General features: G+C 52.0%; 12 protein-coding genes. 1 reads left to right on the top strand and 11 read right to left on the bottom strand.

Annotated features, from left to right (window positions below; genetic code table 11):
- Positions 1-28 precede the first annotated feature (28 nt).
- The 5 genes from dppF to dppA form a co-directional block, all read right to left on the bottom strand.
- On the bottom strand, positions 29-1,048 hold the full coding sequence (gene dppF / locus JG725_RS16050; RefSeq protein WP_199378791.1) for a dipeptide ABC transporter ATP-binding subunit DppF: 1,020 nt from the start codon (positions 1,046-1,048) through the stop codon (positions 29-31).
- Positions 1,045-2,025 (bottom strand): dipeptide ABC transporter ATP-binding protein, encoded by a 981-nt coding sequence (gene dppD / locus JG725_RS16045; RefSeq protein WP_172291014.1) that lies wholly within the window; start codon positions 2,023-2,025, stop codon positions 1,045-1,047. The genes dppF and dppD overlap by 4 nt, the downstream gene beginning before the upstream one ends.
- Before the next feature lie 13 nt (positions 2,026-2,038).
- Positions 2,039-2,941: a dipeptide ABC transporter permease DppC gene (gene dppC / locus JG725_RS16040; RefSeq protein WP_199378789.1), complete on the bottom strand. Its 903-nt coding sequence runs from the start codon at positions 2,939-2,941 to the stop codon at positions 2,039-2,041.
- Positions 2,942-2,954: 13 nt separating this feature from the next.
- Positions 2,955-3,974, bottom strand: a complete 1,020-nt coding sequence (gene dppB, locus JG725_RS16035) for a dipeptide ABC transporter permease DppB (protein ID WP_172291012.1) — start codon at positions 3,972-3,974, stop codon at positions 2,955-2,957.
- Between the two features lie 234 nt (positions 3,975-4,208).
- Positions 4,209-5,816, bottom strand: a complete 1,608-nt coding sequence (gene dppA, locus JG725_RS16030) for a dipeptide ABC transporter periplasmic-binding protein DppA (RefSeq protein WP_199378787.1) — start codon at positions 5,814-5,816, stop codon at positions 4,209-4,211.
- A gap of 1,155 nt (positions 5,817-6,971) precedes the next feature.
- Here dppA and JG725_RS16025 point away from each other — a divergent pair.
- Positions 6,972-8,324 carry a 2-hydroxycarboxylate transporter family protein gene (locus JG725_RS16025; RefSeq protein ID WP_199378785.1) on the top strand — a complete coding sequence of 451 codons (1,353 nt, stop codon included), beginning with the start codon at positions 6,972-6,974 and terminating at the stop codon, positions 8,322-8,324.
- Positions 8,325-8,406: 82 nt separating this feature from the next.
- Here the strand turns inward: JG725_RS16025 and dcuR are convergent, their stop codons facing one another.
- The 6 genes from dcuR to ibpA form a co-directional block, all read right to left on the bottom strand.
- Complete coding sequence (gene dcuR, locus JG725_RS16020; RefSeq protein ID WP_172291009.1) at positions 8,407-9,129, bottom strand: two-component system response regulator DcuR; 723 nt, start codon at positions 9,127-9,129, stop codon at positions 8,407-8,409.
- The gene (locus JG725_RS16015; RefSeq protein ID WP_172291008.1) at positions 9,122-10,735 is read right to left on the bottom strand and encodes a sensor histidine kinase; all 1,614 of its coding nucleotides are present in this window, start codon (positions 10,733-10,735) and stop codon (positions 9,122-9,124) included. The genes dcuR and JG725_RS16015 overlap by 8 nt, the downstream gene beginning before the upstream one ends.
- A gap of 159 nt (positions 10,736-10,894) precedes the next feature.
- The gene (locus tag JG725_RS16010; protein WP_172291007.1) at positions 10,895-12,307 is read right to left on the bottom strand and encodes an anion permease; all 1,413 of its coding nucleotides are present in this window, start codon (positions 12,305-12,307) and stop codon (positions 10,895-10,897) included.
- Between the two features lie 563 nt (positions 12,308-12,870).
- Positions 12,871-14,529, bottom strand: coding sequence for a putative transporter (locus JG725_RS16005; protein ID WP_172291006.1), 1,659 nt, complete (start codon positions 14,527-14,529; stop codon positions 12,871-12,873).
- A 279-nt stretch (positions 14,530-14,808) separates the two neighbouring features.
- Positions 14,809-15,261 (bottom strand): small heat shock chaperone IbpB, encoded by a 453-nt coding sequence (ibpB, locus tag JG725_RS16000; RefSeq protein WP_172291005.1) that lies wholly within the window; start codon positions 15,259-15,261, stop codon positions 14,809-14,811.
- 123 nt (positions 15,262-15,384) lie between these two features.
- On the bottom strand, positions 15,385-15,798 hold the full coding sequence (gene ibpA / locus JG725_RS15995) for a small heat shock chaperone IbpA (RefSeq protein WP_172291004.1): 414 nt from the start codon (positions 15,796-15,798) through the stop codon (positions 15,385-15,387).
- Positions 15,799-15,863 lie beyond the last annotated feature (65 nt).

Raw genomic sequence — 15,863 nt, 5'->3', positions numbered from 1 at the left:
AAGCGAGACGTGCGTGAGAGGAAGCGAATCAATCAAGGTGGAGCGGCTTGTCCCCCGCTTCGTCCTGATCGACGGCAAAGCACGCCACCCTTTGATCGCCGTAGGTTTTCAACTGCGGCTGAAGCTGAGTACAGGTGCTGAAACAGCGCTGGCAACGGGCGTTGAACGCGCAGCCCGGCGGCGGATTCAACGGGCTGGGCAGTTCGCCGACCAGTTTGATGCGCTCACGGCGTAAATCCGGGTTAAGCCGGGGCGTCGCCGACAACAGCGCCTGCGTGTACGGATGACGCGGATTATTGAAGATGGCCTCTTTGCTGCCTTTCTCCACGCAGCGCCCCAGATACATCACCATCACCTCGTCGGCGATATGCTCGACCACCGACAGGTCATGGGAGATGAACACGTAGGACAGCCCCATATCCTGCTGCAAGTCCATCATCAGGTTCAGCACCTGCGCCCGCACCGAAACATCCAGCGCAGACACCGGCTCATCGGCAATCACCACGTCCGGCTCCAGCATCAGACCGCGGGCAATGGCGATACGCTGACGCTGCCCCCCGGAAAACATATGCGGATAGCGGTCGTAATGCTCAGTCTTCAGCCCCACCTTCGCCATCATCGCCAACGCCTTTTCACGACGCTCGGCTTTTGACAGTTGAGTATTGATCAGCAGCGGCTCTTCTAGGATCTGGCCGACCTTTTTACGCGGGTTGAGCGATCCGTAAGGATTCTGAAACACGATCTGGATCTTCTGACGACGCAGCTTCTCCGCCGTTTGATCCGGCTTCAGCAGATCCTGTCCCTGATAGTAAAGTTCGCCGCCGGAGGGGATTTCGATCATCGTCAGCAGGCGGCCGAGCGTCGACTTGCCGCAGCCGGACTCGCCGACCACCGCCAGCGTTTTTCCCCGTTCCAGGGTGAAAGAGACGCCGTCCAGCGCCTTGACCATTCTCTCCGGCGCGAAGAAGCCGGTTTTTACCGGATAATGCTTTTTCAAATCAATCGCATGCAGCAAATGCGCCGGCGATGTAAGGTTAGTTTGGTTCATAGGGTCGGCCTCCCCGCGTCATCCAGCGGCGTGTGACATTTAACCTGACGACCGGGTATCTCCCGCAGTGCCGGCTCTTCCCGGCGGCAACGGTCATGCGCATAGGGACAGCGCGGATTCAGCAGGCAACCGTCAGGACGGTCATATTTACCCGGCACCACGCCCGGCAGCGACGCCAGACGCGCCTTATCCGCCGCAAATTCCGGCAGGGCGCGCAGCAGCGCCTGCGTATAGGGATGGCGGGGCGCACGAAAAATATCCGTCGCCTTGCCCGACTCCACCACCTGCCCGGCGTACATCACGATGATCTGATGCGCCGCTTCCGCCACCAGCGCCAGATCGTGGGTGATCAGAATCAATGCCATGTTCTCGCGCTGCTGTAATTCAAGCAGCAGTTCGATAATCTGCGCTTGAATCGTCACGTCCAGCGCGGTCGTCGGCTCATCGGCAATCAGCAGCTTCGGCCGACAGGCGATAGCCATGGCGATCATCACGCGCTGGCTCATCCCGCCCGAAAGCTGATGCGGATACACATCCAGCCGTGAATCCGGATCGGGAATGCCCACCAGCGTCAGCAAATCAACCGCCCGCTGGCGGCGGGTTCTGCGGTTGCCGCCTTGATGCACCTTAATGGCTTCCATAATCTGGAACCCCACGGTATAGCAGGGGTTGAGGCTGGTCATCGGATCCTGAAAAATCATCGCCACTTCCGCGCCGACCAACTGACGCCGTTCTTTCTCCGAGATACGCGTCAAATCACGCTGGTCGAACTCCAGCTTGTCGGCCATCACTTTACCGGGATAATCAATCAATCCCATGATCGCCAACGAACTGACCGATTTGCCGGAACCGGACTCACCCACGATCCCCACGACCTGCCCTTGTTCCACCCGGTAACTGATACGGTCGACCGCGCGAAACGGTACGTCCTCATCGCCAAAGTGAACCGACAGTTTATCTATATTAAGTAACGCCATCTCTCTACCTCGGTTACTGCTTGAGTTTGGGGTCGAGAGCATCACGCAAGCCGTCCCCCATCAGGTTAAATGCCAACACCGTCAGTAAAATCGCCACGCCGGGGAACGTCACCACCCACCAGGCGCTCTGCGCAAACTGCAAAACATCGGAAAGCATGGTGCCCCACTCCGGCGTTGGCGGCTGAGCGCCCATACCGAGGAAACCCAAAGCAGCCATATCAAGAATGGCGTTAGAAAAACCCAGCGAAGCCTGCACGATCAACGGCGCCAGACAGTTGGGCAAAATATTGACGAACATTTGGCGCAGCGCGCCCGCGCCCGCCACCCGCGAAGCCGTCACATAGTCACGGTTCACTTCCACCAGCACGGCGGCGCGGGTTAAACGGACATAGTGCGGCAGCGCCACGAACGTCAGCGCCAGCGAGGCGTTGACAATCGACGGCCCGAAGACCGCCACCAGCACCAGCGCCAACAGCAGACTGGGCAACGCCAGCATAATGTCGACGACACGCATGATAATGGCATCCGCCACGCCGCCGAAGTAGCCCGCCAGCAGGCCGAAAATCACCCCCAGAACCAGCGACAGCGCCACCACCAGACATCCCACCAGCAGCGACAAACGCGCACCATACATCAGCCGGGACAGCACGTCGCGGCCGACATCGTCGGTGCCCAGAATAAACTTCCAGCTTCCCCCCTCCTGCCAGACCGGCGGATGAAGCAGCGCATCGCGAAACTGCTCGGCCGGCGCATGAGGGGCCAGTATGTTAGCGCCGACCGCAATAAGCAGCATCAGCACGACATAGATCATGCCGACCACAGCCCCTTTATTACGTTTGAAGTAATGCCAGAATTCCTGTAGCGGGGTCATCGGCTTAGGCGCGCTGTTTACAACAGGCTCAATAAGTTGTGTCATCTCAGCCTCCCCCTTATTTCTTATGTCGGATGCGTGGATTGACGACGCCGTAGAGCACATCCACCAGCAGGTTAACCAGAATAATCATGGTCGCCACCAGCAGAACGCCCCCCTGCACCACCGGATAATCACGGCGCTGCAAGGCGTCGATCAGCCAGCGTCCCAGCCCCGGCCAGGAGAAGATGGTTTCCGTCAGGATGGCGCCGGCCAGCATCGTCCCGACCTGCAACCCGATAACCGTCACCACCGGCAGCATGGCGTTGCGCAACGCATGCACCACAATCACCCGCAGCCGGCTCAATCCTTTGGCGCGGGCGGTACGGATATAGTCCTCGCCCAATACTTCCAGCATGGCGGAGCGCGTCATACGCACAATCACCGCCAGCGGGATGGTGCCCAGCACCACGGCGGGCAGGATCATGTGCTCCACCGCATCGATGAAGTCGCCGGACTCGCCCCAGAAAAAGGTATCGATCAGCATAAACCCGGTAAGCGGCAAGCTTTCATCGAGAAAAACCGTATCGCCGATGCGGCCGGATACTGGCGTCAGGTTAAGGTGAACCGACACCAGCATGATCAGCATCATGCCCCACCAGAAAATGGGCATGGAGTAGCCCGTTAACGCCAGGCTGATGGAAGCGTGATCGAAGATGGAACCGCGTTTTACCGCGGCCAGTACGCCGACGGGAATACCTACGCTGATGGCGAATATCATCGCGCAGACGCCTAATTCCAGCGTGGCCTTAAAACGCGGAACGAATTCGTCCCAGACGGGGATGCGGCTCTTAAGGGAAATGCCCAAATCGCCATGTAATACGCCGCCAATGTAGTTGACGTATTGCTGCCACAGCGGCTTATCCAACCCCATTTCAGCCATCAGCTGCGCGTGGCGCTCGGCGGAAATTCCGCGTTCTCCGGCCATGATCATCACCGGGTCGCCGGGGATCATATGCACGAAAGCAAAAGTCAGTAGCGTAATGCCAATAAACGTTGGGATAACCAGCCCCAAACGCCGGAGTATGAACTGCAACATATCCCGAATTCTCTTAAATTTACCTGTCCGAGCGCTCATCGGCGACCGAACTTATGTATGCTCACAACAAAAAATCGCCGGAAGCGATCTTAAACGTCGCGTGCGACGGCCCGTAGGGTAACGGGCAAGGACACCCGTGATAAAATGGATAGGCTTAAAGCCCTGCCTCCACCGCATCGGCAACGACGCGACGGAAGCAGGGCTTAGCGTTTACCCATAAAATGACGGGTTGAATTAATCCAGCGACACGTTGTTGAAACTGTGTACGCCGCGCGGCTCGATAACATAGCCTTTCACGTTGTTGCGGATCGGCTCATACACGGTGGAGTGCGCCACAATCAATGCCGGCGCCTGATCGTGCATCACCACCTGCGACTGTTTGTACAGTTCGATACGTTTTTCATGATCGGAGGTGGTACGCGCCGGCTGGATCAGATCTTCAAACGGCTTATAGCACCATTTGGAGTAGTTCGAACCTTTTTCCGATGCGTCGCAGCTGAACAGCGTGGCGAAGAAGTTATCCGGATCGCCGTTGTCGCCGGTCCATCCCATCAGCACCGTCTGATGCTCGCCGTCTTTGGCGCGTTTGAGATACTCGCCCCATTCATAGGTGACAATCTTGGCCTGCACCCCGACTTTAGCCCAATCCGACTGAATCATTTCGGCCATCCGGCGCGCATTCGGGTTATAAGGACGCTGTACCGGCATCGCCCACAGGTCAATCGTGAAACCGTCCGCCACCCCCGCTTCTTTCAGCAACGCTTTGGCTTTTTCCGGATCGTAGCTGTAGTCCTGAACGTCATCGTTATAGCCCCACATGGTCGGCGGGATCAGGTTTTTAGCCGCTTGCCCCGCGCCCTGATAGACCGCATCAATAATCGCGCTCTTATTCACCGCATAGGTCAGCGCCTGACGGACTTTCACATTATCCAGCGGCTTTTTCTGCACATTGAACGCCAGATAACCGACGTTAAGCCCCGGTTTTTCCAGCAGCGTAATATTTTTATCCTGCTTCATACGCGCCAGATCGGCCGGATTGGGGTACGGCATAATCTGACATTCATTTTTCTGGAGTTTGGCATAACGTACGGAAGCATCCGGGGTGATGGAGAACACCAGGCGGTCGATGCCCGGTTTTTTGCCCCAGAAACCGTCAAACGCGGTGTACAGAATGCGGGAATCTTTCTGGTATTGCTGCAATTTGAACGGCCCGGTGCCGATCGGATTCAGGTCGATTTTCTCCGGCGAACCGGCTTTCAGCATGTTGTCGCCGTACTCCGCCGACATAATGGACGCGAAGTCCATCGCCAGGTCGGCCAGGAATGGGGCTTCCGAACGGGTCAGTTCGAAGCGAACGGTGTAATCGTCCACTTTTTCAATCTTGCTAATCAGATCCGGCATCCCCATGCCCTGATAGTACTCATAGCTGCCGCCGGAAACTTTATGGTAAGGGTGGTTCACATCCTGCTGACGCAGGAATGAGAACAGCACGTCATCGGCATTGAAATCACGTGACGGTTTAAAGTCTTTACTGTCCTGCCACTTCACCCCTTTACGCAGGTGAAAAGTGTAGGTTTTGCCATCTTCACTGATGTCCCATTTCTCCGCCAGACCCGGCTCGATATCCGTTGTCCCGCTTTTAAACTCGATTAAGCGGTTATAAATCGGAATAGAGCTGGCATCAAAGGTGGTGCCGGAAGTAAACAGCTGCGGGTTAAACCCTTCCGGGGAACCTTCTGAACAATAGACGAGCGTTTTAGCCTGTAATCCGGCCGCGACAGACATGGCCAGCAGACCAAGCCCCAGCGTCAGTACCCTTGATTTAGCCAAGGAATTTCCCATTATTTGTGCTCCACTATGGATGATGTTGTGTATTCATTCGGCCAGACCGGTATTTTTAACTGCAATGGCCCGTACCTTGCCCGAAGGCGCGAAATTAAAATAACGGAGGAAGCCCTGTAACAGAGTGCAAGAAACACCCTATGAATACCTGGAATCTTCAGGCATCCGCTGTTTTCTTTCTCAATGACAGCTTAAATCTGTCAACAGATCATCCTAACGTCAATACAAGCTGTAAGGATTTACAAACCCGCGCCGCCCTCCGCATAGGTTTAAAATATAACAATAAGAAAAAAACTAAGTTTTATTGTTCACTAAAATAATAAAAACCAGTTATATACTCCATTAAGTGGTGCAATCAAAGAAATTACCACCGTTAAAAAAACTATAATAATGATCTGCGGCATGCCTACAATATGAGCACTATTTTTTGCAAAAGACGTTAACAACAGGTGAAAATCCTGCCAGATAATAAGTAAAAGTGATATATCCACCTACTTCATAAGCCATCAACTGACTATCTACGCTGCATAAAAAAACTTTATAACCGGAGTATGACTCGCATAGATGCATACCGACGCTTGACGACAAACGGTGTTCGAACCAATGCAGGATGTGTTTTGTGTGTAAGGATGACAGAGCAAAGGAATGCCGGGTTAAGGCATGGTTAGGTAACATGGAAAACAAGAAGCAACATACAAATAGCTTCCGGCGATAAAACACAAAAATGACCTGCCGATCCCTTTAATTTACGCTAAAAACAAATTAAAATTATAGTTATGGAAATATTTTTATTAACATCAATCCTTGCTATTTACTTATTTCTATAACGTGATATTTTCTATCGCATATTCACATTCCACCTCAAAATACGCCAACCTCCGCCACATAAATTATTTTAATTACAAAAAAAGAAGATAAGTTATTTAAAAAGGAGTTGCTAATAAGTTCACAAATATGCCATAAATTGCGGGATGACGTATTATTTTTAACATTTACTCATGCTAAATTACCCACCAACCTGAGACAGGGTTAAATACACTTCACTATTTTTATTTTTTTGTTACTTGTTGATAAAAAACAAAAAAACTAATTTTCTTACTTTCTGAAGATAAATACAGACTGTTTCTGTACCAACTATCCGGTAGGGTGAATATAATGAAAAAAATAGAAACTGATATTTTATGTGAGAACAATCTCGCCATCGAAACATCACCATCCGCTTCATCATTTGTGATACGTCTCTTAAAAAAAACCATTGGCTCCGTTCCTGTTGCTCTCTTTATTGCAATTAGCGCCATTGTGTTTATTGCCGCCTATAAAGGATTTCTGCCTAAGAATATGATTGGCGGCTTTGCCGTTATCATGACCATGGGGTTTTTACTGGCCCATATCGGACATAAAATACCGGTATTTAAAGATATCGGCGGTCCGGCGATTCTTTGTCTGATGGTGCCATCCATTCTGGTGTATTTTCATTTATTCAATGACAACACCATGAAAACGGTCCACCTGCTGATGAAGGAAGCGAATTTCCTTTATTTCGTTATTGCCTGCCTGGTTGTCGGCAGCATTCTGGGAATGAATCGGAAAATCCTGATTCAAGGGATGATTCGCATGTTCGTTCCGCTGGTTGTCGGCACTGCAACCGCATTGGTGACAGGCTTGCTCGTCGGTAAGCTCTGTGGTTACAGCGTCTACCACACGTTCTTTTTTATCATCGTTCCAATTATCGGCGGCGGGATCGGCGAAGGTATTCTGCCGTTATCACTGGCATATTCCGCCATTTTAGGGCAAACACCGGATGTCTATGTCGCACAGTTGGCGCCGGCCGCCGTTGTCGGCAATATCTTTGCTATTTTCTGTGCCGGCATATTGTCCCGTCTTGGCATGCGTCGTAAAGACCTGAACGGTGAAGGCCGTCTGGTACGCAGCGATGAAGATAATGCGCTATTCAACGTGACCGAGGCGCCGAAACCGGTTGATTTTCATCTGATGGGCGGTGGTTTACTGATGATTTGCGCCTTCTTCATCGTCGGCGGTCTGTTTGAACAACTGGTGCATATTCCAGGCCCCGTGCTCATGATTCTGATCGCCGTGTTCTGTAAATACAGCCGAGTGATCCCTTCCAGCATGGAAACCGGCGCGCACAGCGTTTACAAGTTTGTGTCCAGTTCGCTGGTATGGCCGCTGATGATTGGGCTAGGTATGCTATATATCCCGTTAGAAAGCGTCGTGGCCGTATTCTCTGTTGGATATGTGATCGTTTGTGGCTCAGTGGTGCTCTCCATGGCTCTGGTGAGCTTCTTCATCGCCCCTTACCTGAACATGTACCCGATAGAAGCCTCTATCGTCACCACCTGCCACAGCGGGCTGGGCGGTACGGGTGATGTTGCGATTCTGTCAGCATCTAACCGTATGTCACTGATGCCGTTCGCACAGATCGCTACCCGCATCGGCGGTGCCTCAACGGTTATCGGCGCGACATTGCTGCTCGGCTGGATGGTATAGCCCCCAACGATTCATCCATAATGCAAAACGCCACGGTGGTTGCCGTGGCGTTTTTTTACGAAAAAAGCGGTGGGAACGTCGCCTATTCGCAATACTGCCGCAATGCGTCCTGCTTTTCCGGCAACAGGCGATAGAGATAGACCGGGCGACCCGTAGAGCCGTACAGAATATTGGTCGCCAGAATCCCGGTTTCAGCCAGATAGATCAGATATTTACGGCATGAGACACGAGAAATGCCGATCGCATTGGCCAGCATTTCCGTTGAAAACTCCGCGCCCTGATTCCCTTCAATCCATTCGCACACGGTGCGCAGCGTTAAGCTGGTCAGCCCTTTCGGCAATTTCTTACGCTCGCTGGCTGAATTGCCGCTGGTGCGGCGGATCAGATTATCAATATCGGACTGCGCAACGAAATCGCGGTGCTTCAGTAAATTGGCTTCTTCACGATAAGCCGTCAATGCCTGTTCAAATCGTGAGAACTGGAAGGGCTTGATCAGGTAATCCACCACGCCGTAGTGCAGCGCTTTTTTGATGGTATGGACGTCGCTGGCGGAAGAAATAATGATCACATCCGTCTTCTCGCTGAATTCACGGATGGTGGGCAATAAATCCAGCCCGTTATCCTGCTGCATATAGATATCCAGCAATACCAGATCGATATCGGAATTCGGTTGCATCAGTAGATTTCTCGCCTGCTGCAAGGTGGGCACCGTCGCATAACAGCTAAATCCGGAAACCTGATTCAGATATGATTTATTCAGCTCTGCAACCATGGCATCGTCATCAACAATCAGTACATTAATCATGGTCAAACAGCCTTGCTTGATAAGGAATATTAACGAAAAACTGGGTGTATACCTCAGGTTCCGACTCAAAATCGATGTTGCCGCCGATCTTCTCCAGACTCTGTTTGGTCAGATACAGACCAATACCGCGTCCACTGCCTTTGGTGGAAAAACCCTGTTCATAAATACGTTCCTGATCCGCCAACGCAATCCCAGGCCCGTCATCACCGACGGTAACATGCAAACGCCCATCCTGATGATGGAAACTGACGCTGATTTCGCAATTTTCCTGGCCGTTTATGGCGTCCATGGCGTTTTCAATCAGGTTACCCAACACTGTAATCAATTCATTGGTGGCATCGACATCATCCGTATCCGGCAGCAGGCTTTCTTCGCTGATGGATAACACAATGCCAAGATCGCGGGCGCGGTTAATTTTACCCAACAGGAAACCAGCGATCACCGGCGATTTTACCTTACGAATAATGGAGCCGATTTCCGCCTGATAATTATTGGCGGTTTTCAAAATATAATCCTCCAGTTGAGGATAATATTTTAAGTGCAGCATTCCCAATATCACGTGCAGCTTATTCATAAATTCATGCGACTGCGCCCGCAGGGCGTCCGCATAATAGGACATACCGCTCAAACGTTGTAGCAGCTGGCTGATTTCCGTTTTATCACGAAATGTGGCGATAGCCCCGATAATATCGCCTTTAACAAACACCGGCACCGTATTGGTCAGCAACAGATGTCCGTTAACGTTGATTTCTTCATCGCGGCACGGAGTGCCGCTCTCCAGAACCTGTTTCAGATGCAGATGCTCCAGCCACTGTTCGCTGACGCTCTCGGTCGACTTATTGGTCGTCGGATTACTTTGTCGAAACAACCGCTTGGCTTCATCATTGATCACCGTAATGCGAGCATGCCGGTCAACCGCTATCACCCCTTCCTTAATCTGCTTCAACATCGCGTTGCGCTGCTCAAACAGATTAGAGATCTCAAACGGCTCAAAACCCAACATGATTCGTTTGAGTATTTTCACCAGAATCAAGGTGCCGAACCAGCCAACCAGCGCGCCGGCCAGGATAGTCCAGGGGATCATCCAGCGGTTCTCGCTGATGACCTTTTGCACGCTGGTCAGTGCGATCCCCAAGGCCACCACGCCAATCTGCCGGTGATTACCGTCAAAGACCGGCGTAAAAACCCGCAGCGCCGGATCAAGCGTTCCCCGGCTAATAGACGTGTTCTCCATCCCCAGCAAGGCCGGATAAATATCCCGTCCCGCAAAATATTCACCAATCCTTTCCCGCTCGGGATGGGTATGGCGAACGGTGTCCATATCGGTGACGGTCACAAAGAGCAACTGGTTACGCAGGCGGATCACTTCCGCCGAATCCTGCACCGCTTTTGGATTGCCGACCCCCTGTAACTCATTAATAACCACCGGTGAAGCGGCAAATGTGCGGGCAATGGCGAAGGCTTTTTCCCGCAGATGATCCTCTGATAGCTGGTTAATGCGGAAAAACAGTAAGGCGTATACGACCAACAGCACAGCGCCAATCACCGCCGAAACCATCAGAAACACCGAAGTTCCCAATTTCAACGGTGTTTTTTTCATACTCATGTCGCTCTCCGGAATGACCATCGTTACACCGCCATCTTATACTGTTTCGTCGCTTTTCGCGTGTCGAGGAGGACACTGAATGCGCTCTACCTCCGGGGGCAGAGCGCATCATCTTAGGAAGGAACGTAAATCGTTATAATCAAAGGGATCTATCGGGTATTACCAAAAACCGAGCAGTTTCCACCACATGCCGCCGACGCCCAGCCAGATGGGGATAATCACCAGGCTGACCAGGAAACCGATCTTCCACCAGGTGCTCAGCGGCATGTAACCACAGCCGAACAGAATCGGCGCCGGGCCGCTGGAGTAGTGGGTGGTGGACATAAACAGGTTACTGAAAATACCGAAGACTAACACCGTCAGCATCGGTGGCGCGCCCGCCGCCAGCGCAATCGAAACGAAAATCGCATACATCGCGCTGATATGGGCGATCGCGCTCGCCATCAGATAGTGGCTGTAGTAGTAAATCAGCAGCAGCAGGCCCAGCATCGGCAGCCAGTGCATACCGCTTACCGCGTTGCCGGCCAGACCGCCAAGCCAGGAAATCAGACCCATTTTGTTGAGCTGCCCGGCCAGCGTCATCAGCACGGCGAACCACACCACGGTATGCCAGGCTTCTTTTTCGCCGATCACATCATCCCAGCTCAACGCGCGACTGAGCAACAGAACGCTCAGGCCCGCCAGCGCGGTCAGCGTCGCGTCAATATTCAGCGTGGAACCCAACACCCAGAATGTGACCAGCCCCAGGAATACGCCTAACACCACCCACTCGTCGCGGCTCATCGCCCCCATTTCACGCAATCTTTCAACGGCAATCGCGCGCATTTCCGAGGTTTTCTTCAGTTCCGGCGGATAGAAGCGGTAAATCAGGTACGGGATCAGGGCCAGCGAGAGGAAACCGGGCAGCAGCGTTGCCAGCGCCCAGTCAGTCCAACTGATATGAATGCCGAACTGAGAAGCCAGTTTCGCCACCATCGGGTTACCGGCCATGGAGGTCATAAACATGGCGGAAGTCACGGCGTTACACTGGAAAATGGACTGCACCAGAAAGGCGCCGATACGCCGTTGTGTGCCTTTTTCCGGCGTTGAGTCGTATGCCTCGGCGATGGAACGGAACAGCGGAGTAATAATCCCGCCGCAGCGTGCGGACGTCGACGGCATCGCCGGGGCGAACAGCAAATCGGTGAACACCAGCCCGTAAGCCAGGCCCAGCGAACTGTTACCCAACTTGCTGATAAACAGCAAACCGATGCGCCGGCCAAACCCGGTTTTAATAAAGCCGCGGGAAATAAAGAATGCGCAGGCAATCATCCAGATAGTCGGATCGCTGAAGCCAGCCAGAACATCTTTAATGGAGAGCAAACCCAGAATGGCGACCGATGTCAGGCTGAACATCGCCATCGCGCCCAAAGGGTAAGGGGAAAGGATCAGGCCGACCACTGTGGCAACGAAAATCGCCATTAAGTGCCAGGCATCGGGCTTAACGCCGTCAGGAACCGGGAGTAACCACAATCCACCGGCGATACAGAATATAATCAGAAGCTTTAACAACCTGCTACTATTTGCAGACATAGGAACACCACTCTCCATTGAAACAAAATTCACTAATTCACAACGGATGTTCCGTGCGGAGGAGTCGGCGTTTCTTTTATTCTTCCTTCATCACCCTGCCGGTCAATAACCCATTAACTCGCGCAACAGGAAACATCAGTAGAAAAAAGGCGAGAAAATAGTCGTGCCACGGTATTTTTCTCGCCCTATCAAATCCAATAATTCATGGAAATATAATATTATAACACATAGTGAAAGCCGTGTTACTTTAGTTACTAAAGCTGTTTATTAACTTATATATCGAATCGATATTTTCTAAAAATAAATATTAAACGCTAAAAACAAGGATAAATAACAATTAAGGTACATAAAATTAACCTGATTCATTTTTTATAAATAAAATATAAAACACTGGAATTATTAAAGACGGTAAAACTAACCATTAAAAAAGATAAATAACAAATTTTTATTTATTTTTCCCGATAATTATCCTCGCCCTAAATAATAAAGGAGAGGTTTCCCCCTCCTTTATTATTTTATTTCCAGTCATAACAATGACCTTGCCATCCCCGCCTAAGCCTTTGTCACATCGCCCAAAACAGGACGGCCAGAAGCTGTGGCGAAATAATGCGCAAAAACATCGCTAACGGGTACACCGTGGCATAGGACAATGCCGCCGCGCCGCTGGTGGGATGCAGCCCATTGGCGAACGCCAGCGCCGGCGGGTCCGTCATCGATCCTGACAACATGCCGCACAGCGTCAGGTAATTCATTTTGCAGACAACGCGCGCCAGCGTCCCGACAATCAATAAAGGAATAATGGTGATTAAGCCCCCGTAGCCAATCCACCATATACCATCACCATGCAACAACGTTTCCACAAAATCCCCGCCGGACTTCAGCCCGACCACCGCTAAAAACAACACAATTCCCAGTTCGCGCAAGGCAAGGTTAGCGCTGGGAGGCATAAACCAATACAGCTTACCGATACCGCCGATACGCCCCAGAATCAAGGCCACCACCAGCGGCCCGCCGGCCAGCCCCAACCGTAAGGCGACCGGAAAACCGGGAATAAACAGCGGAATAGATCCCAGCAACACGCCGAGGCCGACGCCAATAAACACCGGCAACATTTGCACCTGCTGGAGCTTCTGCTGAGCATTCCCCACAATATCCGCCACGGCGTCAATCGCGCTCTTGCGCCCGACCAGATTAAGAATATCGCCGAATTGCAGACTGGCGTTATTGCTGGCGACCAGTTCGACGCCGGCACGGTTAAGGCGGGAAATCACCACGTCATAATTTTGCTTCAGGTTTAATTCACGGATCTTGCGCCCCAGCACTTTTTCATTGGTCACCACCACCCGCTCGACATGCAACTCTGTGCCGCGGGTCGACAATGACGTGTCCACTTCATTGCCGATCACCAGCCGGGCCTGTTCCAGATCGCTTTTCGCGCCGACCAGATGTAAATAGTCGCCCAGTTGAATAATGGTTGCGGGAGACGGCACCATCAGGTCATCTCCGCGCTTGAGACGGGAGCACACAATGGCGTCGCGATTCAGAATGGGAACGTCCTGTATCGCCAGCCCTTGCAGGTTTGAGTTGGAGACGGCCACATTCATGGTATGCAGTTGTTCATGATGCATGCCGTTGCTGTTCTCAAACTGCCTGGCTTCCGCATCCACCACCACGCGAAACACAACACGCAGCAGCCACATCACCAGCAAAATGCCGCAGATGCCCAGCGGGTAAGCCATCGCATACCCCATCCCCATCTGATTGACCAGCGTTCCGCTGGAACCGAGATCGGTCAGGATTTGCTGAGCCGCCCCCAAAGAAGGCGTATTGGTAACGGCGCCCGAAAAAATCCCCAGAATAATCGGCAACGGCACATTGAACATTTTATGAATAATCACCGTCACCACACAGCCAAGCAACACGGTCAGGATCGCAAAACCGTTGAGGCGCAGCCCGGAAACGCGTAATGAAGAGAAAAAACCCGGCCCGACCTGAATACCGATGGTATACACAAACAGAATTAGCCCAAACTCCTGAATAAAATGCAGCATGTCGTCATTCAGGGTGAACTGATAGCTCTGAGCAAAGTGTCCGACGATGATCCCGCCGAACAACACCCCGCCAATCCCTAGACCTACCCCGTAAATCCGCCAGTTGCCGATCCATAACCCTAAAACCGCCACCAGCGCCAACATACTAACGGTAAGCGCGATATCACTCATACCTTGTATCCTTGTGCGGACGTATCTTATTGGAAAGAAAACTAAAAACACGCTCTTTAGTTAAGCATTAGCTTTTACTGTCACTGATTCTGGCAGAATGACACCGTAGGAAACGTGGCGGGCAGCACAAAAAGTTTCCATAAGAAAAAAACGCCGGGAGCGTTTTTCAACAACGCGAAGCGTCGGCCCGTCAGGGGGCGGGCAGAGATAGCACGCAAAAAAACGCCCGCTACTCGGCTAAGCAGCGGGCGCAACAAACAAAACGATGATCAACGGAAATTATGCTTCATCATCAGCAGATGACTGGGTCAATACCGGGCGGCTATTGCCGATGGCAATCCGCTGCGGCTGCAATGCTTCCGGCACGTCGCGCACCAGATCGATATGCAGCAACCCATGTTCAAACTGCGCCTCGGAGACGTGCAGATGTTCCGCCAGCGTAAAGCTCAGGGAAAATGGCTTAAACACCAACCCCTGATGCAGATATTCCACTTTTTTCTCTGTCGGCGTCGGATTGCCTTTCACCGTCAGGCGCGGGCCTTCCACTTCAATTTCCAGCTCGCTTTGCTGGAAACCGGCCAAAGCCAGCGTGATGCGATAATGATTATCGTCTTTTTTCTCAATGTTATAGGGAGGAAACTCAATAGACTCCTGTCCCCCCTGCATCGAACTGGCTAATTTGTCGAAACCGATCCACTGACGCAATAAGGGTGATAAATCGTAGTTACGCATACTATTACTCCTTCTATGAAGCGAGACAATTTCTCCCAGTCACGGAACGTTACTGGGTTCGTCCCCATTCGGCGGACGATGTTTGGTTCATTAACGCAATAAATAGGTGGCCGTCGGCCGCGGTTATTTGATTTCGATCCGACGCGGCTTCATCGTTTCCGGCACAACGCGTTCCAGATCGATATACAGCAAACCGTTTTCCAGATTGGCGCCTTTGATCTGAATATGCTCGGCCAACTGGAACTTGCGTTCAAAATTACGCTCGGCAATACCTTGATATAAATAGTTACGAGCCACCGGTTCGCCGGCATGAGCCCCTTTCACGATCAATAAATTGTCGTGGGCCGTAATATCCAGTTCCTGTTCGGCAAAACCGGCGACGGCAATCGCGATACGATATTGGTTTTCGTCGACTAACTCGACGTTGTAGGGAGGGTAGCCGCCGTTGCTTTGGGTTTGGCCGGTTTCCAACAGATTGAACAGGCGATCAAAACCAATGGCGGAACGATAAAGCGGTGAAAAATCAGGGTTACGCATAAAACAGCCTCCTAAAACATTCAGCGAGGATTTAACCATCAACCTTCCCTCGGGACAGGTTAGCC

The organism is Brenneria sp. L3-3C-1 (assembly GCF_016456245.1).
GTDB lineage: Bacteria > Pseudomonadota > Gammaproteobacteria > Enterobacterales > Enterobacteriaceae > Brenneria.
The sequence above is the reverse complement of the archived record's forward strand: the minus strand, read 5'-3'. Positions and strand labels throughout refer to the sequence as shown.